Origin of the sequence: Sphingomonas lenta (assembly GCF_002288825.1) — a bacterium.
In the GTDB taxonomy this organism is placed as follows: Bacteria; Pseudomonadota; Alphaproteobacteria; order Sphingomonadales; family Sphingomonadaceae; genus Sphingomonas; species Sphingomonas lenta.
This window is the reverse complement of the sequence record NZ_NSLI01000005.1, coordinates 67,653-93,154: the sequence shown is the minus strand read 5'-3', so window position 1 is coordinate 93,154 and position 25,502 is coordinate 67,653. Positions and strand designations below refer to the sequence as shown.

The 25,502-nt window shown below is 69.6% G+C and carries 33 protein-coding genes; 19 read left to right on the top strand and 14 right to left on the bottom strand.

Annotation, left to right across the window (positions count from 1 at the left end):
- Nucleotides 1-47 precede the first annotated feature (47 nt).
- A complete protein-coding gene (locus CKY28_RS15830; RefSeq protein WP_095999363.1) occupies nt 48-479 on the top strand; it encodes a PaaI family thioesterase in 432 nt (143 codons plus the stop codon).
- Here CKY28_RS15830 and CKY28_RS15825 read toward each other — a convergent pair.
- The 6 genes from CKY28_RS15825 to CKY28_RS15805 all read right to left on the bottom strand — a co-directional run bounded on the left by CKY28_RS15825 (nt 476) and on the right by CKY28_RS15805 (nt 4,159).
- A complete protein-coding gene (locus CKY28_RS15825) occupies nt 476-880 on the bottom strand; it encodes a PIN domain-containing protein (RefSeq protein ID WP_095999362.1) in 405 nt (134 codons plus the stop codon). The two genes, CKY28_RS15830 and CKY28_RS15825, sit on opposite strands and share 4 nt — an antisense overlap.
- On the bottom strand, nt 877-1,110 hold the full coding sequence (locus CKY28_RS15820) for an AbrB/MazE/SpoVT family DNA-binding domain-containing protein (protein WP_095999361.1): 234 nt from the start codon (nt 1,108-1,110) through the stop codon (nt 877-879). Before CKY28_RS15820 ends, CKY28_RS15825 begins: the two co-directional genes overlap by 4 nt.
- Before the next feature lie 111 nt (nt 1,111-1,221).
- Nucleotides 1,222-1,359 (bottom strand): hypothetical protein, encoded by a 138-nt coding sequence (locus CKY28_RS18825; RefSeq protein ID WP_176473136.1) that lies wholly within the window; start codon nt 1,357-1,359, stop codon nt 1,222-1,224.
- Nucleotides 1,360-1,362: 3 nt separating this feature from the next.
- Nucleotides 1,363-1,854: a hypothetical protein gene (locus CKY28_RS15815; RefSeq protein ID WP_095999360.1), complete on the bottom strand. Its 492-nt coding sequence runs from the start codon at nt 1,852-1,854 to the stop codon at nt 1,363-1,365.
- Entirely contained in the window at nt 1,851-3,773 is a 1,923-nt protein-coding gene (gene dxs / locus CKY28_RS15810) for a 1-deoxy-D-xylulose-5-phosphate synthase (protein WP_095999359.1), read from the bottom strand. Before dxs ends, CKY28_RS15815 begins: the two co-directional genes overlap by 4 nt.
- Before the next feature lie 65 nt (nt 3,774-3,838).
- Nucleotides 3,839-4,159, bottom strand: a complete 321-nt coding sequence (locus CKY28_RS15805; RefSeq protein WP_095999539.1) for an ArsR/SmtB family transcription factor — start codon at nt 4,157-4,159, stop codon at nt 3,839-3,841.
- Between the two features lie 111 nt (nt 4,160-4,270).
- Here CKY28_RS15805 and CKY28_RS15800 point away from each other — a divergent pair, with 111 nt between their 5' ends.
- Entirely contained in the window at nt 4,271-5,020 is a 750-nt protein-coding gene (locus CKY28_RS15800) for an SDR family NAD(P)-dependent oxidoreductase (protein WP_095999358.1), read from the top strand.
- A 46-nt stretch (nt 5,021-5,066) separates the two neighbouring features.
- Here the strand turns inward: CKY28_RS15800 and CKY28_RS15795 are convergent, their stop codons facing one another.
- Nucleotides 5,067-5,525, bottom strand: a complete 459-nt coding sequence (locus CKY28_RS15795; RefSeq protein WP_095999357.1) for a Fur family transcriptional regulator — start codon at nt 5,523-5,525, stop codon at nt 5,067-5,069.
- 40 nt (nt 5,526-5,565) lie between these two features.
- Nucleotides 5,566-5,949, bottom strand: a complete 384-nt coding sequence (locus CKY28_RS15790) for a MerC domain-containing protein (protein ID WP_095999356.1) — start codon at nt 5,947-5,949, stop codon at nt 5,566-5,568.
- A gap of 91 nt (nt 5,950-6,040) precedes the next feature.
- Between CKY28_RS15790 and CKY28_RS15785 the strand changes: the two genes are divergently transcribed.
- The 5 genes from CKY28_RS15785 (at nt 6,041) to rpsI (ending at nt 10,071) form a co-directional block, all read left to right on the top strand.
- Nucleotides 6,041-7,552, top strand: a complete 1,512-nt coding sequence (locus CKY28_RS15785; RefSeq protein ID WP_095999355.1) for a tryptophan halogenase family protein — start codon at nt 6,041-6,043, stop codon at nt 7,550-7,552.
- A gap of 9 nt (nt 7,553-7,561) precedes the next feature.
- A complete protein-coding gene (locus tag CKY28_RS15780; RefSeq protein ID WP_176473135.1) occupies nt 7,562-8,617 on the top strand; it encodes a COX15/CtaA family protein in 1,056 nt (351 codons plus the stop codon).
- Entirely contained in the window at nt 8,614-8,922 is a 309-nt protein-coding gene (gene cutA, locus CKY28_RS15775; RefSeq protein WP_095999354.1) for a divalent-cation tolerance protein CutA, read from the top strand. The genes CKY28_RS15780 and cutA overlap by 4 nt, the downstream gene beginning before the upstream one ends.
- 130 nt (nt 8,923-9,052) lie before the next feature.
- Nucleotides 9,053-9,532, top strand: coding sequence for a 50S ribosomal protein L13 (gene rplM, locus CKY28_RS15770; RefSeq protein ID WP_095999353.1), 480 nt, complete (start codon nt 9,053-9,055; stop codon nt 9,530-9,532).
- A complete protein-coding gene (gene rpsI / locus CKY28_RS15765) occupies nt 9,532-10,071 on the top strand; it encodes a 30S ribosomal protein S9 (RefSeq protein ID WP_095999352.1) in 540 nt (179 codons plus the stop codon). The genes rplM and rpsI overlap by 1 nt, the downstream gene beginning before the upstream one ends.
- A gap of 279 nt (nt 10,072-10,350) precedes the next feature.
- Here rpsI and CKY28_RS15760 read toward each other — a convergent pair whose 3' ends face one another.
- Complete coding sequence (locus CKY28_RS15760) at nt 10,351-10,524, bottom strand: hypothetical protein (protein ID WP_176473134.1); 174 nt, start codon at nt 10,522-10,524, stop codon at nt 10,351-10,353.
- 141 nt (nt 10,525-10,665) lie between these two features.
- On the opposite strand from CKY28_RS15760, the gene CKY28_RS15755 reads away from it, so the two are divergent.
- Complete coding sequence (locus CKY28_RS15755; protein ID WP_095999351.1) at nt 10,666-10,917, top strand: Rmf/CrpP family protein; 252 nt, start codon at nt 10,666-10,668, stop codon at nt 10,915-10,917.
- Here the strand turns inward: CKY28_RS15755 and CKY28_RS15750 are convergent.
- The 4 genes from CKY28_RS15750 to CKY28_RS15735 form a co-directional block, all read right to left on the bottom strand.
- A complete protein-coding gene (locus tag CKY28_RS15750; RefSeq protein ID WP_095999350.1) occupies nt 10,914-11,102 on the bottom strand; it encodes a ComEA family DNA-binding protein in 189 nt (62 codons plus the stop codon). The two genes, CKY28_RS15755 and CKY28_RS15750, sit on opposite strands and share 4 nt — an antisense overlap.
- A complete protein-coding gene (locus CKY28_RS15745) occupies nt 11,099-12,220 on the bottom strand; it encodes a glycoside hydrolase family 130 protein (RefSeq protein WP_095999349.1) in 1,122 nt (373 codons plus the stop codon). The genes CKY28_RS15750 and CKY28_RS15745 overlap by 4 nt, the downstream gene beginning before the upstream one ends.
- A 130-nt stretch (nt 12,221-12,350) precedes the next feature.
- A complete protein-coding gene (locus CKY28_RS15740; RefSeq protein ID WP_095999348.1) occupies nt 12,351-13,115 on the bottom strand; it encodes an SDR family oxidoreductase in 765 nt (254 codons plus the stop codon).
- A 36-nt stretch (nt 13,116-13,151) separates the two neighbouring features.
- Entirely contained in the window at nt 13,152-14,027 is an 876-nt protein-coding gene (locus CKY28_RS15735) for an alpha/beta fold hydrolase (RefSeq protein WP_095999347.1), read from the bottom strand.
- A gap of 37 nt (nt 14,028-14,064) precedes the next feature.
- Here CKY28_RS15735 and CKY28_RS15730 point away from each other — a divergent pair, with 37 nt between their 5' ends.
- The 4 genes from CKY28_RS15730 (at nt 14,065) to CKY28_RS15715 (ending at nt 17,649) form a co-directional block, all read left to right on the top strand.
- Nucleotides 14,065-15,426: a protein adenylyltransferase SelO family protein gene (locus tag CKY28_RS15730; RefSeq protein WP_095999346.1), complete on the top strand. Its 1,362-nt coding sequence runs from the start codon at nt 14,065-14,067 to the stop codon at nt 15,424-15,426.
- Nucleotides 15,427-15,624: 198 nt separating this feature from the next.
- A complete protein-coding gene (gene astD / locus CKY28_RS15725; RefSeq protein WP_095999345.1) occupies nt 15,625-17,031 on the top strand; it encodes a succinylglutamate-semialdehyde dehydrogenase in 1,407 nt (468 codons plus the stop codon).
- A 61-nt stretch (nt 17,032-17,092) separates the two neighbouring features.
- Nucleotides 17,093-17,362, top strand: coding sequence for a ribbon-helix-helix domain-containing protein (locus tag CKY28_RS15720; RefSeq protein WP_176473133.1), 270 nt, complete (start codon nt 17,093-17,095; stop codon nt 17,360-17,362).
- Entirely contained in the window at nt 17,359-17,649 is a 291-nt protein-coding gene (locus CKY28_RS15715) for a type II toxin-antitoxin system RelE/ParE family toxin (protein ID WP_095999344.1), read from the top strand. The genes CKY28_RS15720 and CKY28_RS15715 overlap by 4 nt, the downstream gene beginning before the upstream one ends.
- A 12-nt stretch (nt 17,650-17,661) precedes the next feature.
- Here the strand turns inward: CKY28_RS15715 and CKY28_RS15710 are convergent, their stop codons facing one another.
- Complete coding sequence (locus CKY28_RS15710) at nt 17,662-19,455, bottom strand: DUF885 domain-containing protein (RefSeq protein ID WP_095999537.1); 1,794 nt, start codon at nt 19,453-19,455, stop codon at nt 17,662-17,664.
- A 169-nt stretch (nt 19,456-19,624) separates the two neighbouring features.
- Here CKY28_RS15710 and CKY28_RS15705 point away from each other — a divergent pair, with 169 nt between their 5' ends.
- The 7 genes from CKY28_RS15705 to CKY28_RS15675 all read left to right on the top strand — a co-directional run bounded on the left by CKY28_RS15705 (nt 19,625) and on the right by CKY28_RS15675 (nt 25,495).
- Entirely contained in the window at nt 19,625-20,482 is an 858-nt protein-coding gene (locus CKY28_RS15705) for an AraC family transcriptional regulator (protein WP_095999343.1), read from the top strand.
- Nucleotides 20,483-20,536: 54 nt separating this feature from the next.
- Nucleotides 20,537-21,484, top strand: coding sequence for a DUF808 domain-containing protein (locus CKY28_RS15700; protein WP_095999342.1), 948 nt, complete (start codon nt 20,537-20,539; stop codon nt 21,482-21,484).
- Between the two features lie 75 nt (nt 21,485-21,559).
- Nucleotides 21,560-22,360 carry a uroporphyrinogen-III C-methyltransferase gene (gene cobA, locus CKY28_RS15695; protein WP_095999341.1) on the top strand — a complete coding sequence of 267 codons (801 nt, stop codon included), beginning with the start codon at nt 21,560-21,562 and terminating at the stop codon, nt 22,358-22,360.
- Nucleotides 22,357-22,653 (top strand): DUF2849 domain-containing protein, encoded by a 297-nt coding sequence (locus CKY28_RS15690; RefSeq protein ID WP_095999340.1) that lies wholly within the window; start codon nt 22,357-22,359, stop codon nt 22,651-22,653. Before cobA ends, CKY28_RS15690 begins: the two co-directional genes overlap by 4 nt.
- Nucleotides 22,653-24,284: a nitrite/sulfite reductase gene (locus tag CKY28_RS15685; protein WP_095999339.1), complete on the top strand. Its 1,632-nt coding sequence runs from the start codon at nt 22,653-22,655 to the stop codon at nt 24,282-24,284. Before CKY28_RS15690 ends, CKY28_RS15685 begins: the two co-directional genes overlap by 1 nt.
- Nucleotides 24,277-24,741 carry a DUF934 domain-containing protein gene (locus CKY28_RS15680; protein WP_095999338.1) on the top strand — a complete coding sequence of 155 codons (465 nt, stop codon included), beginning with the start codon at nt 24,277-24,279 and terminating at the stop codon, nt 24,739-24,741. The genes CKY28_RS15685 and CKY28_RS15680 overlap by 8 nt, the downstream gene beginning before the upstream one ends.
- Nucleotides 24,734-25,495 (top strand): phosphoadenylyl-sulfate reductase, encoded by a 762-nt coding sequence (locus CKY28_RS15675; protein ID WP_095999337.1) that lies wholly within the window; start codon nt 24,734-24,736, stop codon nt 25,493-25,495. Before CKY28_RS15680 ends, CKY28_RS15675 begins: the two co-directional genes overlap by 8 nt.
- Nucleotides 25,496-25,502: the final 7 nt, after the last annotated feature.

The following is a 25,502-nucleotide window of genomic DNA, read 5'->3' as shown; positions in this document are numbered from 1 at the left end:
GCCGGCGAAAGTTGCTCAAGTCTGCATCATAGACTTGGGAGGACGACATGGCCGAACGGTTCGCGAGCAACGAGGACGCGGTGGCGTACATGAGGGAGGTCGCCGTCGCGCGCTCCGGTTTTTCCCGCTTCCTGGGCGTGGAACCCGTGCGCGTGTGGCGCGGCGAGTCGGAGCTGACGCTCGCGATGCGCGACGAGCTGACGCAGCATCACGGGTTCGCGCACGGCGCGATTGTCGGGCTGATGGCAGACAACGCCTGCGCCTGGGCCGCCGCCTCGGTCGCGGGCGACGTGGTCACCGGCAGCTACTCGATCAACTTCCTCAGCCCCGCCCGCGGCGAGCGGCTGCGCGCCAAGGGCGTGGTCGTGAAGCCCGGCCGCCGCCAGGTCGTGGTCCGCGCGGACGTCTGGGCGGAGACGGACGGCGCCGACCCCGTGCTCGCGGCGGTGGCGCAGGCGACGGTGGTGCCGGTCGGTTAGGGTGCGAACGGGTTCACGACGGTGAGCCGGCCGTTGACGACCAAGCCGGCGTGCATGTCCTCGGAGTAGAGCGTGTCGCAATCCGCCGCGAGGGCGGCGGCAACGATCATGCCGTCGTAGACTGAAAGTTTGTAATGCTGGACGAGTTCAATCCCACGGATGTGGGTGTCGAGATCAAGCGGCATGATCGTCCGACACAGGTCCCGGATCTCTTCGAGCGCCGTGTGGATGCGCTTCCAATCCATACCAAGTTTTCGGCGCGTAACTGATGCAAACTCGTTCAGGCACTGCACGCTGATGGTGCCGCCGATCGCGAGCAGCTCGAGCGCACGTTCCTGCCGCGCGTCGTCGTTGGTGAAAGCGTAAACGAGGATATTGCTGTCGAAGAACGCGCGCGTCATCGCGCGTTGGCTTCCTCACGATCGAACTTGAAGCCGGGCGGCGCAGGCACCGCGAGCTTGCGGATACGCTCGATCACCGCCGCCCGTCGCTGCTTTTCCGTGATCACGGCCACCTCGCCCGAGTCCAGAGCGCAAAGCTCGACGTCGTCGCCCTCCTTCAACCCGAGCGCGCGCGCCACGTCGGCGGGGATACGGACAGCGAGGCTGTTGCCCCATTTCGCGACCTGCATGGAACCTCCGGATAGACAGCGACAGCACTGTATATCCAGCAAAGCATTCGAACAAGCGGGAGCCGAGGTCGCCCCACACGCAGACCTGGCCACTGCTTCGCCGCGTCGCGCCTATTCTCCGCCGCGCTCCGCCCGCTCCCTCGCCTCGCGGGTTATCGCCTTCATCCGCCGCCACAGCGCCACGTTGAACGCGACGAGCGCGACCACCGCCAGCGCGATGATCAGCGCGGCCTTTTGCGGCCCGGTCACCGCCTATTCCGCCTCGTTCGGCAGCCCGTTCGCCGCGCGCTCCCGGCGGATCTGGTCGGCGGTCGCGGCGATCTCCGCGCGCATGCTCTTGAGGCCGGCCCCGACCTGCTCGCGCGCCGCCGCGCAATCCGGGCCGGCGGTGGCCGGGTCGGGATGCGCCTGCTCCCAGGCGATCGCCCCGTCGATCACGCGCAGCCAGCGCTTGACGCTGCCGCCGACCCAACGGTTGATCGGCTCGCCCAGCACGCTGTTGAACGAAGCGAGCAGCGCGGGGGCCTCGTCCTCCGGCGGCCGGCGGCACGCGACGGCCGTGCGCCCGCGCAGCTGTCCCACGTAAAAGGCGAGCGCCGCCTCCTCCAGCCGATCCTGCCGCACACGTTCCGCCGCGCGCTCGTAAAAGGCGGTCCACTCGCGACGCTCCAGGCCGCGCAACGCCGCTTCGGCGGTGACGGGCTCGCCGACCGCCATCAGCAGCAGCGCGGCGGCGGAGATCAAGCGCGCGCCCCTGCGACCGCGGCGGAGTTGTGGCGCAGCGCCTTCAGCACCGCCTCCACGATCGCGTCGGCGTCGAGGCCCGCTTCCTTGTACTGGAGCTCCGGCTTATCTTGGTCCTGGAACAGGTCGGGCAGGCGCATGGTGCGCAGCTTGAGGCCGGCGTCGATCAGGCCCTCGTCGCTCGCCATAGTGAGCACATGCGCGCCGAGGCCGCCGATCGCGCCCTCCTCGATCGTGACCGCGACCTCATGCGTGGTGAGCAGGCGGCGGATCAGCGCCTCGTCCAGCGGCTTGGCGAAGCGGAGGTCGGCGACGGAGGTGGACAGTCCCTTGGCTTCGAGCTGGTCGGCGGCGCGCAGCGCCTCGGCGAGACGTGTGCCGAGCGACAGGATCGCCACCGTCTTGCCCTCGCGGACCATGCGGCCCTTGCCGATCTCCAGACGCTCGGGGACGGCGGGCAGCTCCACGCCCACGCCGTTGCCGCGCGGGTAGCGGACCGCGATCGGGCCGGAGTCGTGCAGCACGCAGGTATGCACCATGTGCACCAGCTCCGCCTCGTCGGCGGCCGCCATGACGACCATGTTGGGGAGCGTCGCCAGGTACGTCACGTCGAACGAGCCCGCGTGCGTCGCGCCGTCCGCGCCGACCAGCCCCGCGCGGTCAATCGCGAAGCGCACGGGCAGGTTCTGGATCGCGACGTCGTGGACGACCTGGTCATAGGCGCGCTGGAGAAAGGTCGAGTAGATGGCGCAGAAAGGCCGCATACCCTGCGCCGCGAGCCCGGCAGCGAACGTCACCGCGTGCTGCTCGGCGATGCCGACGTCGAAGAAGCGGTCGGGGTGCGCAGCGGCGAACTTGTCGAGCCCCGTGCCCGACGGCATCGCCGCGGTGATCGCGCAGATGCGCGGGTCGGTCGCGGCCTCGCGCGCGAGCGCCTCGCCGAATACATTCTGGTACTGCGGCGGCCCCGGCGGCGACTTGGACTGCGCGCCGGTGATCACGTCGAACTTCTGCACGCCATGATACTTGTCGGCCGACGCCTCGGCGGGAGCGTAGCCCTTGCCCTTCTTGGTCACGACGTGGATCAGGATCGGCCCCTCCTCCGCGTCGCGCACATTCTCGAGCACGGGGATGAGGTGGTCGAGATTGTGCCCGTCGATCGGGCCGACATAGTAGAAGCCCAGCTCCTCGAAGAGCGTGCCGCCCATCGTCATGCCGCGGGCATACTCGTCCGTCTTGCGCGCCGCCTCGTGGAACGGCCGGGGCAGCTTGCGCGCGATCTTCTTGAGGATCTCGCGCAATCCCAGAAACTCGCGGCTCGACACGATGCGCGAAAGGTAGGCCGACAGCCCGCCTACCGGCGGCGCGATCGACATGTCGTTGTCGTTGAGGATGACGACCAGCCGGTTGCCTGCCGCCTCGGCGTTGTTCATCGCCTCGTACGCCATGCCCGCCGACATGGCGCCGTCGCCGATCACCGCGATCGCCTTGCCGGGCTTCCCCGCGAGCTTGTTCGCGATCGCGAAGCCGAGCGCCGCCGAGATGGACGTGGACGAGTGCGCCGCGCCGAACGGGTCGTACTCGCTCTCCGAGCGCTTGGTGAAGCCGGACAGGCCGCCGCCCTGGCGCAGCGTGCGGATGCGGTCGCGCCGCCCGGTCAGGATCTTATGCGGGTAGCATTGGTGGCCGACGTCCCAGACCAGCCGGTCGGTCGGCGTATCAAACACGTAATGAATCGCCGTGGTCAGCTCGACCACGCCGAGCCCCGAGCCGAGATGGCCGCCCGTCACGCCCACCGCCGAGATCACCTCCGCACGCAGCTCGTCGGCCAGTTGGCGCAGCTGTTCGGGTTTCAGCTTGCGGAGGTCGTCGGGCGTACGAACGGCGTCGAGCAGCGGTGTTGCGGGGAGATCGGCCATGCCCGTCATGTAGCGACAGGCTAAGCCCGTGTCGAACCTATCCGCCGGCGTCCTCGGGAACTCCTCTACTCCTGCACGGCGAGCACCGCTTCGAGTACGCCGGGGAACCGCCGCTCGACCTCATCGCGGCGAAGCGTGTGCAGCACCGACACGCCGACCTTTCGCGCGCGCACCAGCCCGGCGGCGCGAAGCACCGTATAGTGGTTCGACATGGTCGCCCTGGGCAGGTCGGGCGGTGCGGCGACGCTGCACGCCAGCCCTCCGCCCTCCTGCTCGGCGTCGCAGGCCAGCCGCCGTACGATCGCGCGGCGCGCCGGGTCGGCCAATGCGGACAGCACGGCCCCGAGCGGCACGTCCTCCAGGTCGGGATGCACGAAGCTTGCCATGCGGTGCATATGCGGACTGTGCCGTCCCCAAGCAAATCTGTTAGTTCGGATATATTGAACTATGAACGTCGGCCGGCCATCTCGCGGTCCGTTCAGAAGGAGGAACGGACCATGACGAAGCTACAGGGCAAAATAGCGCTGGTGACGGGCGCGTCGCGCGGTATCGGCCGGGCGGCGGCCAAGCGGCTGGCGGCCGATGGCGCGTTCGTGATCGCGCATTACGGCCGTAACGCGCAAGCGGCCGACGCGCTGGTCGCGGAGATCGCGGCGGCGGGCGGCGAAGCGGTCGCGGTCGGCGCGGACCTGGAGACGGTGGACGGCGTCGAGCGGCTCGTCGCCGAAACGGAGCGGACCTTGGACGGGCGGCCGCTCGACATCCTCGTCAACAACGCCGGTGTGGCGGAGTTCGTCGGTTTCGAGGAGACCACCGCCGAGGTGATCGACCGGCAGTACGCGGTGAACGTCCGCGCACCGTTCCTGCTCACCGCCGCGCTGGCGAAGCATGTGCCTGACGGCGGGCGCGTGATCTTCCTGACCACGGCGGTCACGCGCGTCCACTTCCCCGGCATCACCGCCTACGCGATCACCAAGGGGGCGGTCGACGTTCTGATCCTCCACTTGGCGGCGGAGCTAGGTCCGCGCGGCATCCGAGTGACGGGCGTCGCACCGGGCGCCATCGACACGGACATGAGCGCCTGGCTGCGCAGCGACGAGGGCGTGGCGACCGCGCACGGCGTCCAGGCGTTGCAGCGCGTAGGTCAGGCGGACGACGTCGCGAGCGTGATCGCGTTCCTCGCCGGCCCCGATGCGGGCTGGGTCACGGGCGACATCGTGGACGTATCGGGCGGCACGAAGCTCTGACCCTCAACCCCTCTTCCGCGAAAGCGGGAGAGGGTGAAAACTTAGCTCAGTCGCAGGCCGCGCACTTGCCGCGCACCTCGATTACCGGGCGCTCGGGCGTGAAGCCGGTCTCCGACGCCGCGCCACGGATCGCGCGGGCGAGCTTGTCGTCGTCGAGGTGCGTGGTGTCGCCGCACTTGTCGCACACCAAGAAGATGCAGTCGTGCAGGCAGCCGGGGTGGCTGTTGGCGATATAGGCGTTCCTGCTCTCGACGCGCCGCGCCAGGTTGGCGCCGACGAACAGGTCGAGGATGCGGTACACGCTGTTGGCGGCGACGCGCCGCCCTTCGGCCTTCGAGACCGCCTCCGCGATGTCGTAGGCGGAGGCCGGCTTGTCGAACTGCGCGAGCGCGTCGAACACGCTGGCGCGCATCGCGGTCCACTGCTCGCCCGCGCCCTCCAGCGTCGCCTGGGCGGCCTGGGCCAGCTCGGGCCCGTGGGAGTCGTGGTGATGGTGCGCGGCCATGAAACGAAGGTAAGACGCCCGCCCGCGCGGGGCAAGCGGATCAGTCGAGCGCGAGCCGGTTCAGCCGGTGCCCGAACGCCAACAACGAAACGCCGACGATCGTCCACAGCGCCTCGGCGTGGCCGCCCGCGTCGTGCAGCGTGAGCGCGCCCGCCATGACGCCCAGCCCCAGCGAACCCATCGCGGCGGGCATCAGCATCTCGTGCCGCAGCGCACCCTGCCCTAGCGCTACCGCGCCGAGCCCGATCGCGCCGACCAGCCCGACCTCATGGAACAGCGGGTGGAGCAGCATGCCCCCCGCCGTCGACGCCAGCGCGAGCAGCACGGAAGTGGCGAGGCAGTGAACCACGCACAGCCCCGACACCCCGATCGCGACACGATCAAGCAAGGCGAGCCAGGAAAGACGGGTGAGCGAAACCGCCATGCAGGATACGTAATCTCATTCTGTTCGGGTTACAACATAACATTTGCTCCGGCTCGCGGTTCCGGTCCCGATTTGCTAGCCGATGCGGGCCATGACCGACCGCTCCCCCTCCCCGCCCATCCGCATCGTCGTGCTCGGCGGCGGCACGGCGGGGTGGATGGCGGCGTGCCTGTTCGCGCATGAGTGGCCGCAGGCCCGCGTCACGGTGATCGAGTCGCCCGACATCGGCATCATCGGCGTCGGCGAGGGCTCCACGCCGCAGCTCCGCGCGCTGTTCGCGAAGCTCGGCATCGCGGAGGCGGACTGGATGCCGGCCGCGAACGCGACGTACAAGGTCGGCATCGCGTTCACCGGCTGGTCGGAGCGGCCGGGCTATGGCCGTTACTTCCACCCCTTCGCGAGCGCGGTCGACCTCCATACCGAGCCGCAGTTCCACGCGTCCGCCCGCGCCAGGCGGACGGGGCGCGACGTGCCCGCGCATCCCGACCGCTTCTTCCTCAACAGCCGCCTCGCCGAGCGGGGTTTCGTGCCCCTCGCGCCCGATAACTTCCCGTTCGAGGTCGGCTACGGCTACCATTTCGACGCGCACCTCGTCGGTCAGGTGCTGGCAAGGCGCGCGGCCGAGCTCGGCGTCGAGCACCGGCAGGACCGCGTCGTCGAGGTTGCGGTCGGCGAAGATGGACAGGTCAGCCACCTGCTTACCGACGGGGGCGAGGCAATCGCGGGCGACCTGTTCGTCGACGCCAGCGGCTTTCGCTCGGTGATCGCGCAAGCGGCGCTGGGCGGGAAGTTCCTTCCCTTCGCGAGCAACCTGTTCAACGACCGCGCCGTGGTGATGCCAACGCCGAACGGGGACGAGCTCAACCCGTATACGACCGCGACCGCGCTGTCGGCCGGCTGGGTCTGGCACATCCCGCTCACCAGCCGTGCGGGCAACGGCTATGTTTATTCCAGCCGCTACATCGATCCCGACCACGCCGAGACCGAGCTGCGGCGGCACCTCGGCACGCTCGACGACCCCACGCCAGCGCGCCACCTGGAGATGAAGGTCGGCCGCGTCGAGCGGAGCTGGACGGGCAACTGCCTCGCCATCGGCCTGGCGCAAGGCTTCATCGAGCCGCTGGAGGCCACCGCGCTCCACATCGTCCAGGCAACCGTGGAAGGCTTCATCCAGGCATACGCCGACGGCGGCTTCACGCCGCAGCATCGCGACGTGTTCAACCGCACGATCGCGCGGCGCTACGAAGGCATCCGCGACTACATCGTCTGCCACTACCGCCTGAACCGCCGCACCGACACGCAGTATTGGCGGGACGCCGCCACGCTCGCCGACTTGTCGGATGATCTAAAGGCGGTGATGACCTGCTGGTTCACCGGCGGCGACCTTCCGGCCGAGGTGCACCGACTGGATATCGCGCGCTACTATGCGCCAATGTCTTGGGGATGCCTGCTCGCGGGCTACGGCACCTTCCCCGCCGACGAGAAGCTCCGCCCCGCCCCGCCGCCCGCCGACTTGGCCTCGCTCGACCGGCTGCTCGACGGCTGCCTCCTAAATTTTCGGAGCCACGCCCAAGCGCTTGGCTCGCTTCGGGCCAGTGCCTAAATGGCGACCATGCTCCAGCCCAGCGCCGCGTTCATGTCCCGCGCCCGGCCGCGACTCGTGGCCAAGTGGCTGCTGGGGGTCGCCGTGCTGATCGTCCTCATGGTGGTGGTGGGTGGCATCACGCGCCTGACCGAGTCGGGCCTATCGATCACGTCGTGGAAGCCGATCAGCGGCACGCTGCCGCCGCTCACCGACGCGCAGTGGCAAGCGGAGTTCGAGGCGTACAAGCAGATCCCGGAATATCAGGAGATCAACCGCGGCATGACGCTCGCGGGCTTCAAGACGATCTTCTTCTGGGAATATGTCCACCGCCTGCTCGGCCGCGTGATCGGGCTCGCCTTTGCGCTCCCGCTCGCCTTTTTCGCAGCCAAGCGATGGATCCCGAAAGGCTATGGCCGCCGCCTCGTGGCGCTGCTGTTGCTCGGCGGGCTACAAGGCGCGATTGGCTGGTGGATGGTCGCGTCCGGCCTCGTCGAGCGCACAGACGTCAGCCATGTCCGGCTCGCAGTGCACCTCTCGGTCGCGCTCCTCATCCTGGCCGGGCTGGTCTGGACCGCGCTCGACTTGCTGCAGCTCGCGCGCAACCCGCTCAGCGTCGCCGCGAAGCTCAAGCCGGTGGCGATCGTCGCGCTCGCGGCCTTGGGCGTGCAGATCGTCTGGGGCGCGTTCACCGCGGGACTCAACGCCGGTTACGCGTTCAGCACCTGGCCGCTCATGGGCGACGAGTGGTTCCCGCGCGCGACGCCGATGCTGGGCTCCCCGGTGGCGGACGCGGTCGACAACCCGATCGTCGTCCAATTCATCCACCGCTGGTTCGCCTTCGTCGCCGCCGCCGCGCTCGTCTGGCTAGCCGCGCGCGCGGTCAAGAGCGGCCACCCCCGCGCCGGCGTCGCCGTGATCCTGCTCACCGGCCTTCAGATCTCGCTCGGCGTCGCCACGCTGACGACGGGCGTGGCGTTGCCCGTAGCGGTGGCACACCAGGCGAACGCCGCGCTGCTGCTGATCGCCGCCGTTTGGGCCGCGCACATCGTGGGCGAGCGCGCCGCCGTGCTGCGCCCGCGGTGATCGCGCTCGTCCAGGTCACCTTTCCCGACCGGGAGACCGCCGAGCGGATCGGGCGCGCGGCGGTGGAGGCGCGGCTCGCCGCCTGCTGCAACCTCTTGGGCCAGTGCCGCTCGATCTATCGCTGGCGGAACGAGGTCGAAACGGCGGACGAGGTCGTCGCCCAGTTCAAGACGTCGTCCATCCGTGCCCGCCGCCTCGTCGAGCACCTGACCGCGCTCCACCCGTACGAGCTGCCGGCGATCGAGACCTGGGAAGCGGCTGCGGCGCCCGCCGTCGAGGAGTGGGTCGCGCTGGAGACGAGCTGACCGGTACTATTTTACCCGTCGTGAATGGCGCGATTTCGTTGACTTTCCGGCCCCGAACTGTATCTGCACCGCCATCGCGCCGCTCCTTCGTGGGCGGCGCTCGTCGTTCTGAACCAAAGAGGTCTCGCCCATGAAGGCGCTCATGAAGACCACCAAGTCGGCCAAGCCGCACGAGGTGGAGAAGAAGTGGCACATCGTCGACGCCACCGACCTGGTCGTCGGCCGGGCGGCGGTGGTGATCGCCAACGTGCTGCGCGGCAAGCACAAGACGAGCTTCACCCCGCACGTCGATTGCGGCGACAACGTCATCGTCATCAACGCCGACAAGATCCGCTTCACGTCCAACAAGGCGCAGAAGAAGGTCTATTACAAGCACACGGGCTATGCGGGCGGCATCAAGTCGATCACCGCCGCCAAGGTGCTGGAGGGCCGCTTCCCCGAGCGCGTGCTCGAGAAGGCCGTGGAGCGCATGATCCCGCGCGGCCCGCTGGGTCGCGAGCAGATGCGCTCCTTGCGCATCTTCGCCGGCGCCGAGCACCCGCACGCCGCGCAGAACCCCGAGCCGCTCGACATCGCGGGCATGAACCGCAAGAACAAGGTGGGCCAGTAATGTCCGACAACCGCCAGTCCCTCGCCGATCTCGGCGATCTCACGCAGCGCGCGGCCGCCACGGCCGCCCCGGCCGTGGGCGACGACGCGAACGCGTCGGCGCCGATCAACCTCCAGCCCGCCGCCCCGCTGCGCGAGCAGGAGATCGACAAGCTCGGCCGCGCCTACGCGACCGGCCGCCGCAAGGACGCCGTCGCCCGCGTGTGGCTCAAGCCCGGCTCCGGCAAGATCACGATCAACGGCCGCGACCAGGAAGTGTATTTCGCGCGTCCCTCGCTGCGCCTCGTCATCAACCAGCCCTTCGGCGTCGCCGAGCGCGACGGCCAGTATGACGTGATCTGCACCGTGAAGGGCGGCGGCCTCTCGGGCCAGGCCGGCGCGGTCAAGCACGGCATCGCCCAGGCGCTGACCCGCTACGAGCCGACGCTGCGCTCGCCCGTCAAGGCGGCCGGCTTCCTCACCCGCGACAGCCGCACCGTGGAGCGCAAGAAGTACGGGCGTGCAAAGGCGCGTCGCAGCTTCCAGTTCTCGAAGCGCTGATGCGGACGGCCTTGGATTGCAACGCAATCCAAGGACTCGTCGCGACGGCCGGCGGAGCGGCTCACCGCTCCGTTCGACGTCACGGACTTGCTCCGTGACGGCGCGGCCTCAGTATACGGTAACTACAAAAGGGCGGCCCGGACCTCCGGACCGCCCTTTCTCTTTTCGGCTGAGAGGACGCCACGTCGTCAGACGTGAGCGACTATGCCGCTCCCGCTGCCCGACGTGGCGAGTCCTCGGATTGCTCGCGCAATCCGAGGCCGCCCGCTACTCGCCCGCTCAGCGCCCGCGCAGCGTGTTCAGCAGCGCCAGCCCCAGCACGCCCGCGAGCGCCGCGGTCGCGGCCGGGCGCTGCTTGGCGAACGCCTTGGCCTTGCCCAGGTTCTGATTGATCGCGTCCTTCGCGCCCGCGGTGCGCGACTGGTTGGTCTGATTGGCGGTCGTCGTAGCCATACGCTCTTCTCCGATACGAGTGGTTGGAGAGCCCGGCGCGACGCACCGGACACATAGGTGACAACGGCTCAACCGCCGATCGGTGCCACGACCGGACCTTACGCCCGCACGGCCCGTTATACTTGTCCAAGGAGACCACCCATGGCCGAGCAGCAGCAATCCCCAGCGTTTCAGGAAGGCGCGGAGGCCGGACGCGACATCGACCACCAGGCGGGTGACTGCCCCTACGACCACGACCCGGAGACGGGCGAGCTGCAGCGCCGCCAGGACTGGCTCGCCGGCTTCGCCTCGACGCGCGGGCAAGCGGGTTCTGCGGAGGAGGCGCGCGACTACCACCCGCTCGAGCCCAAGGCGCAGATCGACCCGGACCTGCCCGTCTACATCAACAGCTAGCCCCCGACGGTCAGGTGCGGCTTGGCGGCATCCGCCTTGCCCGCCAGCCCCGGCACCTCGTCGAGCTGGCGCAGGTCGGTGAACCGGCCCCGCTCCTCGCGATAGCGCACGATCTCGGGGCCGTGCCCCTCCAGGCCGGGGACGGCGTCCAGTTCCTCGGCGGTGGCGGTATTCAAGTCGGTCACGAGCGTAGCGCCTTCTTGGGGATATGCGTGATCCGGCACGCCAGGTCCGCCTCGCCGCTCGCGACGATCCAGCGGTCGCCCGCGTCGGCGATGCCCGTCGTGAATACCACGCCGTCCAGATACATCTGATGCTTGAGCGGCTCGGTCAGCGCCGGGCTGGGCTCGAGCACCGGCTGGTGCACCGTCCGGACCGTCACCGACGGGTCGTCGCGGTCGAGCACGGACAGGTAAGTGCGGTAGATGCCGACCACGCCCGACGGCTCGACGCCGTGCCATAGCGAGAGCCAGCCCTCGTCGGTCAGCACGGGCGGCGTGCCGCCGCCCATGCGCGCGGTGTGGTCGGTCGCGGCGTGCGGGCGGATGCCGGGCCGGTCGTGCGGCCGCCAGTGCAGCGCGTCGGGCGAGCGCGCCAGGTTGATCGACGGCCCGGCACGCCACTCGCTGTCGGGCGGGTAGGCGAAATAGAGATCGCCCAGCGGCCGCGTCTGCGCCCAATATTCGCCGCCGATCAGCCCTTCGAAGATCAGCATGTCCTTGTTCTGGTGATCGAGGACGATCCCCTCCAGCCGCCAGTCGAGCGCGTCCGCGCTGGTGTAGAGCGTCGTGCAGTGCCGCTCCGGGCTGACCGAGCAGGTCGTCATGAGGTAGCGGTCGCCTACGCGGCTGATCCGCGCGTCCTCGACGCCGTAGCATTGGTAGCTCGCGGTCGGGGCGATGGCGCGGTCATAGTGCACGGCCTCGACGCGCTTCCCCTCGGGGTCGAGCTCGACGGGAAGCAGCCAGGAGAGCGAGGTCAGCGCCATCACGCGCCACGATCCGCCCGGCACCGTGAACTTGCGCGGGTCGGACGTGTCGACCGCAGTAACGGGCCAAGCGTCGAGCTTATACGCGCCGTCCTTCCACCGGATCGCGCGGACATGGCCCTCGTGCTTGGGGTGGAGCAACGCCTCGGCGACGCGGACCATGAGCAGAAGGTTGCCGTTGGCGAGCCGCGTCATCCCCGGGTTGAACGCGCCGAGCACGTAGGTTTCGGCGTCGACCTTCCCCGCGAGCGGCGAGCGCGAGAGGTCGACGTCGTCCGGGCGGAAGATCAGCGCGTCGTGGGGGTAGCTGGTCACCTACCCGCCTCCCTATCGTCACCCCGGACTCGTTCCGGGGTCCATCGTCGTCCGCGCACTCCGGCGGGCTCGTGCGCACAACGATGGATGCCGGAACAAGTCCGGCATGACGGGAGAGGGTGAGCTCGCCTCACTCCTCCCCCAACGCCCGCGGCACGATCACCAGCTGCTGCACCACCGTCCTGCGCGGTTGCGTCAACATGTAGTGGACGCCCACCGCGATGTCCTCCGCGCGGATCGTCTCCGCGCGCGCCACCTTCTCCTTTTGCTCCTCGTCGGACGCGTCGCCGAAGTCGGCCTTGGTCTTGCCCGGCTCGACGAGCGCGACGCGGATGCCCTTGTCGCCCAGCTCCTTTCGCAGCGCCTCCGCGAAACCCGCCACGCCCGCCTTGATGCCGGCGTACACGGTCGAGCTCGGCCCCAGGATGTGTGCGCTCATCGACCCGGTCAGCACGATGTCGCCGTCCCGGATGCGCCGCGACGCCTCGAACGCGCCCAGCATATACGCGGTGAAGTCGGCCGCGATTGCGTAGCGCAGCTCGTCCTCCGACACGTCGGTCAGCCCCTCGACCGCGACCGCGGCGTTGAGCACGGCGATATCGACGCCGCCCATGCGGCGCTCCGCCTCATCGAACACCTGTTTGGTCGCGCCCGGCTCGGCGAGGTCGATGCTGATCCCCTCGCCCCCGCCGCCGTCGCGGCCGGCCTCGCCGATCGCGGCGAGCGCATCCTGCAGATGCTGCGGGTCGCGGCCGCACACGAACACGCGCGCGCCCTCCGACGCCAGCAACACCGCGATCGCGCGGCCGATGCCCGTGGTGCCGCCGGTGATCACCGCCCGTCTGCCCTTCAGCGGCGTGACGGGCGTATGCGCGCGCGTGACGATGTCGGCCATGAGTTCTCCTGATCCGTTACCGGCCGGGAGACGCGTTCAGGCGGTGGCGGGTTCCTTCACCCGGTCGAGCCAGCGCGCGAGCGGAGCGTCGAGCTCCGGCTCGGTCAGCAGCGGCGTGTGGCCCACGTCGGGCACCGTCACCAGCTCCGCGTCGCGCAGCCGCTCGACCATGCGCGCCGCCGTGTCCGCCGCGAGCACGTCCGACCGCGCGCCCCGCACGATCAGCGTGGGCGTGTCGCGTAGGCCGTCGAGCGCTCGCCACATGTCCGGCCCCGCTTCGTTCCCCGGCACGCGGAACGGTTCGGCGATCTTGAGGTCGTAGTCGAGCACGATCCGCCCCGCCGAGTTCAGCCGGTAGAGCCGCTTGGCCATGCGCAGCCAGTCCTCGATGCCGAAGCGCGGGTACACGTCCGCGTTCGCCTCCGACAGCCCGCGCGCCGCGTGCATCCAGGTGGGCCAGCTCGACCCGCGGCCCACATAGCCGCGGATGCGCTGAAGACCTGCCGGCATGATCTCCGGCCCCACGTCGTTCAGCAACGCGCCCGCGATCCGCCCGCGCTCGGTGCCGGACAGCAGCATGGTGACGATCCCGCCCAAGGACGTCCCCACCGCGACGAAGCAGGTGACGCCCAGCTCGCGCAGCAGCGCGTCCACGTCCTGCACATAGGTCAGCGGCACGTATGTCATCGGGTCCTTGGCGTAACCGCTCTCGCCGCGCCCCCGTAAGGACAGCGCCAGCACCCGCCATTCGGGGCTCAGCCGCTCCGCCAGTCCCTCGAAATCGCGCGCGTTGCGCGTCAGCCCGGGCAGGCACAGGATCGGCGGCCGTCCGTCCTCGCCGCCCGCATAATCGCGCGCGTGCAGCCGGAGCCCGTCATGCGACCACCAGTAGCGGTTCTCGTATCGGGCCATGCTTGCTTCCCGCCTTTCGGGTTCCCCATATCGCGGGATGCCCGTCTCCCCGCAAGCGTACCGCCCGGCCGCCAAGCTGCTCGACCTCGGCCCCGATCTCTGGGACCCGGTGAGGGCGGCCGACTTCCCGCAAACGGTGCTGCGCTACCGCAATGACCGCGCCGCCGCCGAGGTCGGGCTCAGCGATCTCACTGACGACGAGTGGCTGCGCCATTTCGGCCGCTTCGAGCCATTGCCCGGCACGCTGCCCGAGCCGCTGGCGCTGCGCTACCACGGCCACCAGTTCCGCGTGTACAACCCCGACATCGGCGACGGCCGCGGCTTCACCTTCGCGCAGATGCACGATGCGTCCGAACGCCTGATGGACCTCGGCACCAAGGGCTCGGGCCAGACGCCGTACAGCCGCTTCGGCGACGGGCGGCTGACGCTCAAGGGCGGCGTGCGCGAGATCCTGGCGACCGAGATGCTGGAGGCGCTGAACGTGCCGACGTCGCGAACGCTGTCCCTGATCGAGACGGGCGAGGCGCTGGAGCGCGGCGACGAGCCCAGCCCGACCCGCTCGGCGGTCATGGTGCGGCTGAGCCACGGTCATATCCGCATCGGCACCTTCCAGCGCCTCGCCTACTACCAGGACGAGGCCAATATGCGCCGCCTCGTCGACTATGTCCTCCGCGAGCTCTACCGCGAGGAGCCCGGCGAAGAGCCTGCCCTGCGCCTGCTCGACTTCGTCATCGACCGCACCGCCCGGCTCGCGGCGCGCTATATGGCGGCGGGGTTCGTGCACGGCGTGCTCAACTCGGACAACATCAACGTCATCGGCGAGAGCTTCGACTACGGCCCGTGGCGGTTCGCGCCCAGCTGGGACGTCCAGTTCACCGCCGCCTATTTTGACCATGCGGGCCTCTACGCCTTCGGTCGCCAGCCCGAGGCGATCCACTGGGACCTGTTCCAGCTCGCAGGCAGCTTACGACTGCTGACCGAGAGCGACCCGCTGATCGCCCTGCTCGAGCAGTTCGGCCCGCGCTTCCAGGGGTACGTCGCCGAAGCGCTGCTCTGGCGCCTGGGTCTGAAGCCTCGCGGCGAGGCCGAGGACCGCGCGCTCGTCCAGAGCCTCGAACGCGCGCTCCGCGACAGCGGAGTCGAGCTGCACCGCTTCTTCCACGACGCCTTCGCGCGGCCGCTCCCGGAGCGCTACGGCGAGGACTGGTCCGAGTTCCGCACGCTGGCCGCCGCCTACGAGTCCCGCAAGCGGCGCGGCGCGTTCTTCGACGGCGAGCCCTGCGGCATGCTCATCGACGAGGTGGAGGCGATCTGGGCGCCCATCGCCGAAACCGACGATTGGTCACGCCTCCACGCCAAGGTCGAGCAGGTACGCGCGATGGGGGAAGCGCTGCGCTAAGCTCCTCCCCGCTTCAGCGGGGGAGGGGGACCATTCGCTTGCGAATGGTGGAGGGGGAGCTACGGGATACGGCATCGCCCTGTACCCCCACCACCACGCCCTGCGGGCGCGGTTCCCCTCCCCCGCAACTATGTTGCGGGGGAGGAAGGGGCCGACAACTTGACCCCGCCTCTCCCCTCCTCCACCACCTCCACCCGCATGGAACTCCACTCCCACGAACCCGCCACAGGCGCGCATCTCTGGACGGGCGCGCACGGCGACACGCACGCGGAGGTCGCCGCCGCCCGCTCGGGCTGGGCCGCCTGGGCCGCGCGGCCGTTCACCGTCCGGGCGGAGTTGCTGCGCCGCTTCGCCAACGTCGTGCGTCAGCGGATGGAGCCCTTCGCCGACCTGATCGCGCGCGAGACGGGCAAGCCGCTCTGGGAGGCGCGCACCGAGGTCGAGAGCGTCGTCGCCAAGGTCGACATCTCGATCAATGCGTACGCCGAGCGCACGCCGCAGCGCCGGCTCGACAGCCCCATGGGCAGCCGCATGGCGCTCCGCCACAAGCCGCACGGCGTGCTGGCGGTGCTCGGCCCCTACAACTTCCCCGCGCACCTGCCCAACGGTCACATCGTGCCAGCACTCCTCGCGGGCAACGCCGTGGTGTTCAAGCCGTCCGAAAAGACGCCTGCGGTGGGCGCGTACCTGGTCGAATGCTTCCATGCGGCGGGCGTGCCGCCCGAGTGCGTGCGCCTGCTGATCGGCGGGCCCGCCGAGGGCAAAGCCCTATCCGCGCACGCGCACATCGACGGCCTGCTCTTCACCGGATCGGCGCGTACCGGCCTCGCGCTCAACCGCCAGTTCGCCGAGCATCCGGAGCGAATCCTGGCGCTGGAGATGGGCGGCAACAACCCCATCGTCGTCTGGGACACGCCCGACCTCCACTCGGCCGCGACGCTGGTGGTCCAGTCCGCCTTCACCTCCGCCGGCCAGCGCTGCACCGCCGCGCGCCGGCTGATCGTCGAAGACCGGCTCTATGACGGCCTCCTCGAGACGCTGAACACCCTCGTCGGCCGCCTGATCGTGGGCCCGCCGCACGCCCAGCCCCAGCCCTTCATGGGCCCGGTCATCGACAACCAGGCCGCCGACGGCCTGACGGAGAGCTTCCTCGCGCTGCTGATGAAGGGCGGCCGCGCGATCCGCCACCTGGAGCGGACCGATCCCGACCGCCCGTTCCTCAAGCCCGCGATGATCGACGTCACCAACGTCGCGGAGCGGCCGGACGTCGAACTCTTCGGCCCGATCCTCCAGGTGATCCGCGCCGACGATTTCGACGCCGCGATCGCGGAGGCGAACAACACGCGCTACGGCCTGAGCGCCAGCCTGATCAGCCAAACGCCGCAGCTCTACGACCGCTTCTGGTCCAACGTCCGCGCAGGCATCGTCAACTGGAACCGCCCCACCAACGGCGCGTCGTCGAACGCGCCCTTCGGCGGTGTCGGCTGGTCCGGCAACCACCGCCCCAGCGCCTATTACGCCGCGGACTATTGCGCCTACCCGGTCGTCAGCAACGAGGCGGAATCGGCGCGCGCCAGCATCGGCATCGGGCTGGCGGATGCATGACGGGCTTGCGCTCCGGACGACCAGCGTCGATCTAGATCCTTCAAAGCTCAAGAGGGACTCGATGGCGAACGTAAGCATCTCACTGCCCGAGTCGATGCAGCGCTGGGTGCTCGCCCGCGTGGAAGACGGGTCCTACCTCGACGAGAGCGATTATGTCCGCGACCTGATCCGGCAAGACCAGAGACGGTCGGGCAGCGAGAGCCGTTTGATCGCGGGCCTCGAGCAAGGGCTCGCCGATGCGGAGACGGGTCGCGTCGCACCGGCCGAAGCCGTGTTCGACCGGCTAGAACGCAAGTATCGGACGATGAACGAGGCCGGCGAGCGGCATTGAACGTCGTCTTCACGGCGCAAGCCGAGCGCAGCTTGGAGGAGATCGGCGACTGGATCGCCGTCGATAGCCCGATTCGGGCTGTCGGCTTCATCACCGAGTTGCGCGACGTGGCCAAAGCGCTTGCGGACTATCCGGAAGCCTTCCCGATTGTGGAACGTTTTCGCCGGCAAGGTATCCGCAAGCGTACGCACGGCAAATACCTAATCCTATACCGCATCGGCCGCGGTCGCGTAGAGATCATCGACATCGTGCACGGCGCACGCGATTATTACCGGTTGCTCGCTTGACGGCCGGACACCTTACCGCCTCGACGCCATCCACCCCCGCAGCTTCGCCTCAAGCACCGGCATGGGCAGCGCGCCCGTATCCAGCACTTGCGCGTGGAACTGGCGCGCGTCGAAGCGGGGACCCAGCGCCGCCTTCGCCTCCGCCTTCAGGCGCAGGATGGTGAGCTGCCCCACCTTGTACGCCAGCGCCTGGCCGGGGATCGCGATGTAGCGCTCCACTTCCGCCACCGCGTCCGTCTCCGGCATGGGCGAGTTGTCGAGCATGTACTTGATCGCCTGTTCGCGGCTCCAGCCCTTGGCGTGGAGTCCCGTGTCGACCACCAGCCGCATCGCGCGCAGCATCTCGTCGTTCAGGCCGCCCATACGCTGATACGGGTCGGTCTCGACCCCCAGCTCCGGATAGAGCGTCTCCACATAGAGTGCCCAGCCCTCCACGAACGCCGTGTTGCCGCCGAAGCGCATGAACGCGGGCAGCGCCTCGTTCTCCTGCGCCAGGCTGACCTGGAAATGGTGACCCGGCACCGCCTCGTGCAGGTACAAGGTCTCCACGCCCCACAGATACCGGTTCGGCAGGTCGTAGCTGTTGTAGAAGAACACGCCCGGCCGCGACCCGTCGGGCGTGCCGCGCTGGTAGGAACCCGCGGCCGCCGTCTTCTCGCGGAACGCCGGCACCGGCCGGATCTCCAGCGGCGTCTTGGGGATGAGCGAGAACTGCTCCCGCACCCGCGCGTCCACCTTCCGCCCCGCCGCTTCATAGGCGAGGCGCAGCTCGTCCGCGGTCTTGGGCTGGAAGCGCTTGTCGGTGCGCAGGTGCGTGAAGAACTGGGGCAGCGTGCCGTTGAAACCGACTTTCGCCTTCTGCGCCTCCATCTCGCGGAGGATGCGCGCGACCTCCGACAGCCCGAGCCGGTGCACCTCCTCGGCCTTGAGCGGCAGCGTCGTGTTGCTCTCGATCAGATACTCGTACAGCCCCGCCCCGCCCGGCACCGCCGACAGTCCCACCGTGTCGCGGGCGCGCGGCAGATACTCGTTCTGCAGGAAGGCTCGGAGCCGCTGGTGCGCCGGGTTGAGCACGTCGCGGACCTGCGCCGCGTAGAGCTTGGTCAGCCGCGCGCGCTCGCCCGGGCCGACGGTGTCGGGGAACTTGGTCACCGGCGCGTAGAAGAGCGACTTCTCGACGCCGCCTGCCAACAGGTTGTCGACCTGGCCGATGACGTTGCGCACCACCAGCTTGGGCGGCGTGATCCCGCGCGCCATGCCGGTCCGCGCCCGCGCGATCATGCGGTCGACCACCTGAGCGTACTGCGCGTTGCGCTTCAGGTTGTTCTCGTAGTCGGCGACCGTCTTGAACGGCGCCCCGCCCTCGCCCGACGCGACCTCCGGGTAGAAGGTCTGGAAGCCGCTGAAATGATTGACCGGCAGCACGTCGGTGATCCGGCGCACCGCGGGCTGGTAGCCGCGCAGCTCGATCTCGTTGTCCGTCCGGAACACGTCGTATGCGATGCGGTCCACCGCCGACAGCTTGGCGCGGTCGATCGCCTTCAGCCCCGCCAGGTTCCGCTCGGCCGCGCGCTGCTCGGCCAGCGTGTGCGCCTCGGTCAGGTACTCGCCCAAGCGGTCGGCGAAGCGCAGGTCGCCCCGGAACAGCGCCTGGAGCGGATTGCGCTTGAGGTTTCCCTCGTCGCTCGCCGCGAACAGCCGCCGCAACTTCACGCCCTCGCTCTCCACCTCGGCGGCGGGCGCGGTCTCGGCGGTGGCGATGACGGGACTGGCGGCGGCGAGCAGCAGGGCGGCGATGAGGCGCAAGTCGAACACTTTCGGTGACGGAGGAAGCGCCTCCCATAGGCCGCGTTCCGCGCCGGGAAAAGCGCGCTTTTCCGCCGCTTGACGCGCCCGAGCGCCGGCCGCATCGTCTTCGCCGGAACAATGGGGGTCGCACCATGGAACGCGGGGATCACGCGCGGAGGCCGCGCCGGTGCTGGTGATCCCGTCCGTCCGCTTCCTACTTCCCGCCGAGCCGCTGCGCGATCTCGTCACGTCCTACTACCACATCGAATCGCCGGGGCCGATCAGCGACTGGGTGCATCCCGAATGGGGCAATGTCCGCTTCACGATCCGCGGCCGCTGGATGGTGGAGGAGTTCTTCACCCGCCCCGCGCCGACCCCGCGCGACGCCGCGCTGTTCGGTCCCACCGATCGCAGCCGCCGCTTTTGGTGCGACGAGCCCGGACTCTTCGTCGGCGTCGGCCTGACGCCGCTCGGATGGGAGACGCTGATCGGGACGGACGCCGGCGCGGCCGCGAACCGCGTGTTCGAGCTGGGCGACCGGCTGGGCGCGTCCGCTGCCGAGATCGTGGCGCGCCTGCGTGCGGCCGCCGATGATCGGGGCCGCACCGTGATCCTGGACACGTTGCTCCTCGACCGCGCCGCGCGCCGGGGCGGACGCGACCCGCTGACCGTGCGGATCACGGAGGCGCTCGCCAACCACCCCGTCCGCGAGGTGCCCGAACTCGCCGAACTCGCCGGCGTGGATCAGCGCCGCCTCGCGCTCGCCTGCCGCCGCGCGTTCGGCTTCACGCCCAAGCGCCTGATCCGCCGCCAGCGCTTCCTGCGCACGCTGGCCGCGGTGCGCGACCGGCTCGACCGACCGATCCAGGAGATCATCGATGCGCATTATTACGACCAGGCGCACTTCAACCACGATTTCCAGTCGTACATGGGCATGAGCCCGCGCGCCTACTTCAACAGCCCGCGCGAGGTCCTCCGCCGTGCCATGGCCGAGCGCGACCGGGTAGTGGGCGCGCCGACGCAGGTCCTGCACCGCGTCCCTTGAGCCCGGCGGCGAATACCGGCTAGGCCCTCCCCGCACCCACGCGAAAGGACCCGCATGCCCTCCGGACTGGTCGCCCTGCTCGACGACGTCGCCGGCCTCACCAAGCTCGCCGCCGCCTCCATCGACGACGTCGGCGCGGCCGCGACCCGGGCGGGCGTCAAGGCGGCCGGCGTGGTCGTTGACGACACAGCGGTCACGCCGCGCTACGTGGTCGGCCTCCACCCCGACCGCGAGCTGCCGATCATCTGGCGCATCGCCAAGGGCTCGCTGTTCAACAAGCTCGTGATCCTGCTCCCTGCGGCGCTGTTGCTCTCCGCGTTCGCGCGTTGGGCGATCACGCCCTTGCTCATGATCGGCGGCGCGTTCCTCTGCTTCGAGGGCGCGGAGAAGGTGATCGAGAAGCTCTCGGGCGCGCACCACGACGAGACGGAGGACCTGGCGCTCGATTCGAAGCAGCTGGAGGACGTCAAGGTCAAGGGCGCGGTCCGCACCGACTTCATCCTGTCGGCCGAGATCATGGCCATCGCGCTCGCGGAGGTCGCAGACCAGTCGCTCGTCAGCCAAGCCGCGTCGCTCATCCTCGTCGCGCTCGGCATCACGGTCGGCGTGTACGGCGTCGTCGGGCTGATCGTGAAGCTGGACGACATCGGCGTCCACCTGTCGCAGCGCGGGCCGGGCGCGACGCGCGCCTTCGGCCGCGGGCTCGTCCATGGTGTGCCGAAGCTCATGGCCGCGCTGTCCGTCATCGGCACCGCCGCGATGATCTGGGTCGGTGGGCAGATCCTGGTGCACGGGATGGCGGGGCTGGGCTTCGCCGGGCCGGAGCACGTCATCGACCACTGGGCGGAGGTCGCGCGCGAAGCCGCGCCGTTCGCACCCGGCCTCTTCGGCTGGCTGACCAAAACGCTGGCCGACCTCGTGCTGGGCCTGATCGTCGGTGGGATCATCGCTTGGACGCTCCACAAGGTCCGCCCCCACGCTCATAAGACAGCGGGGCACTAGGAAATAGCTCGCCTAGCCTCGCGCAAAGCATCGCTGCTTTGCCGAGCGCGCCCGCGCCGCCCATCTGGCGAAACCATGGCGACTCTTCTCGACCCTACGCAGCGCGGACGCGTGATCCTCGTCGGCGCCGGCCCCGGCGATCCCGGCCTCCTCACCGTCAAGGCGGTGGAGGCGCTGCGATCGGCCGACGTCGTCGTCCATGACGGCCTGATCGACTCCCGCGTCCTGGAGATCGCGCCCGAGACCGCGCAGCGCATCTCGGTCGCCAAGCAGCGCGCCCGCCACACGCTGCCGCAGGAGGCGATCAATGCGCTCATCGTCGCGCATGTGAAGACGGGCGCGATCGTGGTGCGCCTCAAGGGCGGCGACCCGTTCATCTTCGGCCGCGGCGGCGAGGAGGTCGAGGCGGTGCGCGCCGCCGGACTTCCGGTCGAGGTCGTGCCGGGCGTGTCCGCGGCGCTCGGCTGCGCGGCGGAGGCGATGCTGCCGCTCACTCATCGCGACCACAGCTCCGCAGTGTCCTTCGTCGCCGGCCAGTGCAAAGGCCTGTCCGAACAGGACTGGTCGGGCCTCGCCGGCCAGGGCCGGACGCTCGTCATCTACATGGGCGTCGCCACCGCCGCCGATATCGCCGACAAGCTGATGGCCGACGGCGTCGCACCCGACATGCCCGTCGCCGTGCTGGAGCGCGGCACCTGCCAGGGCGCCCGCGCAATGCGCACGCTGCTCGCCGATCTCGGCCCGATGGTCGCGCGCGAGGAGGTGAAGAGCCCCGCGATCATCGTCGTGGGCGAGGTCGTCACCCTCTCCGACGCCGAGAACAAGCTGGCCCGCTTCGCGGCCCAGGCAGAAGCGCTGCGGGAGCTGGAGGCGTGAAGCTGCTGACCGGCAACGACCTTCCTACCGGCGACGTGGTCTGGTGGACCGGCCAGGGCTGGTCCCGCCACGTCGAGGACGCGGTCGACGTGGGCGATGGGGGCGAGGCGATCGCCCATGCCGAGGAAGGCGCGCGCCGCGTCAACACGCCCTACGTGATCGACGCGACGATGACCGCGGAAGGCCCCCGCCCCGCCCACATCAAGGACCGCATCCGCGCGCTCGGCCCCACTGTGCGCCCCGACCTGACCCTCAAACCCGCCGATCCGAACGCCGGCTCCTGGGTGATCTGATGTACCAGTACGACCAACACGACCAGTCGATCGTCGACGCCCGCGTCGACGAGTTCCGCGACCAAGTTCAACGCCGCCTCGCCGGCCAGATGACGGAGGACCAGTTCAAGCCGCTCCGGCTGATGAACGGCCTCTACCTCCAGCTCCACGCCTATATGCTGCGCGTCGCCATCCCCTATGGCACACTGTCCTCGCGTCAGATGCGCATGCTCGGCCACATCGCGCGCCGCTACGACCGCGGCTACGGCCATTTCACCACGCGCCAGAACATCCAGTACAACTGGATCAAGCTGGAGGACGCGCCCGATATCCTCGCCGAGCTCGCCACCGTCGAGATGCACGCCATCCAGACGAGCGGCAACTGCATCCGCAACATCAGCTCCGACCAATATGCCGGCGCAGCCGCCGACGAGGTCGCCGATCCCCGCCCCTGGGCGGAGCTGATCCGTCAGTGGTCGACCTTCCACCCCGAATTCAGCTACCTGCCCCGCAAGTTCAAGATCGCCGTGATCGCGTCCGACGAGGACCGCGCGGCGATGCGGCTGCACGACATCGGCATTCAACTCGTGCGTCAGGATGGCCAACTCGGCGCCAAGGTCTTCGTCGGCGGCGGCATGGGCCGCACGCCCATGATCGCACCGGAGATCGGCGCCTTCGTCCCCGCCGACGACCTGATGAGCTATCTGGAAGCGTGCCTCCGGGTCTACAACCGCTACGGCCGCCGCGACAACATCTACAAGGCCCGCATCAAGATCCTCGTCCACGAGCTCGGCGCCGACGAGTATCGCCGTCAAGTCGCCGACGAGTTCGCGCATGTGAAGAGCCTCGGCATCGACCCGCCGCTGGCCGAGCTCGAGCGCATCACCGCCTTCTTCGCACCCCCGCCCTATGCGGCCGACGCGCCGGAGGGCGTGGACCGGAGCGACCCCGACTTCGCCGTCTGGCTCGACCAGAACGTAAAGCCGCACCAGCAAGCCGGCCACGCGATCGTCAACATCAGCCTGAAGCCGATCGGCGGCATCCCCGGCGATGCGACCGCCGATCAGATCGACCTCATGGCCGACCTGGCGGAGCGGTACAGCCACGACGAGCTCCGCGTCACCCACGCGCAGAACATCGTCCTGCCGCACGTCCGCGAAGCCGACCTCTACACCGTGTACCAGGCGCTCGCCGACGCGGGGCTGGCCGAGCCCAATCTCGATCTTATCACCGACATCATCGCCTGCCCCGGCCTCGACTATTGCTCGCTGGCGAACGCCCGCTCGATTCCGATCGCGCAGAAGATCGCCACCCGCTTCGCCGACCGCGGCCGCCAGCGCGAGTTGGGCGAGCTGAAGCTCAAGATCAGCGGCTGCATCAACGCCTGCGGTCACCATCACGCGGGCCATATCGGCATCCTCGGCGTCGATAAGAAAGGGACGGAGAACTACCAGCTCCTCCTCGGCGGCTCGGGCGCGGAGGACGTGTCGCTCGGCAAGATCACCGGCCCCGGCTTCGACGAGGACGGCGTTGTCGACGCGATCGAGCGCGTGACCGACAAGTATCTCCAGACCCGCGAGCCCGGCGAACGCTTCCTCGACACCTATCGCCGTGTCGGCTTCCAGCCGTTCAAGGAGGCGATCTATGGCTGATCCTGACCAGACCTCCATCGGCGGCGAGCCGCAGCTCCGTTTCCGCGACGACACGCCCGTCGAGGAGCCCGCAGTCACGCTGGACAGCTTCGTCGCGGCGGGCGGGCAGACCAACTCGAACGCCGTCCGCCTGGAGGCCGGCGACGACGCGCGCGCGCTCCTGCCGCATCTCGACCACATCGCGCTCGTCGAGGTCGGCTTCCCTACCTTCCGCGACGGACGCGGCTACTCCGCCGCGCGCATCCTGCGCGAGGCGGGCTACAAGGGCGAGCTCCGCGCCGCGGGCGACGTGCTCGTCGACCAGATTCCCTTTATGCGCCGCTGCGGCTTCGACAGTTTCGCCCCCGAAGCGGAGATCGACGCCGCCGCACTCCGCCGCGCGCTCGACCGCTACGAGCACCACTACCAACCCGCCGCCGACCCGGCCGTCCCCGTCTGGAAGCTGCGGCATGGCTAGCGCCGCAGCGCGCGTCGTCGACCAGATCGACACCGGCCGCGTCTACACGGCTGAGGACGCGGCCGCGTACGAGGCGCGGTTCGCAGGCGTCCCCGCCCCCGACCTGCTGCGCGAGCTCCTCACCGGCGAGCTCGCGGGCCGCGTCGCCGCCGTGTCCTCGTTCGGCGCGGAGTCGGCGGTGCTGCTGCACATGGTGGCGCGGGCCGACCCCGACACGCCCGTCATCTTCACCAACACGCAAAAGATGTTTGGCGAGACGCTGGCCTATCGCGACGAGCTCTTCGAGCGGCTGGGGCTGACCGACCTGCGCGTCTACCGCCCCGACCCGCGCCTCCTGGCGGCGAAGGACGCGACGGGCTTACGCTGGAGCTACGATCCCGACGGCTGCTGCGAGCTGCGCAAGGTCGAACCCCTCGCCCGCGCGTTGGAGCCCTTCGACGCCTGGATCTCCGGTCGCAAGCGCAACCAGGCGAGGACCCGCGCCGCGCTACCCCGCTTCGAGTCCGACGAGGGCCGCCTCAAGATCAACCCGCTCGCCGACTGGGACCGCGCCGCGCTCGACGCCTATTTCGCCGAGCACGAGCTCCCCCGCCACCCGCTCGAGGCGCAAGGCTACCCGTCGATCGGCTGCGCGCCCTGCACCTCCAAGGTCCAGCCCGGCGAGGACCCGCGCGCCGGTCGCTGGCGCGGCTGGGACAAGGTGGAATGCGGCATCCACGTCGCGAACGAGCCCGGAGAAGACCCCATCTTCTGATCGCGCC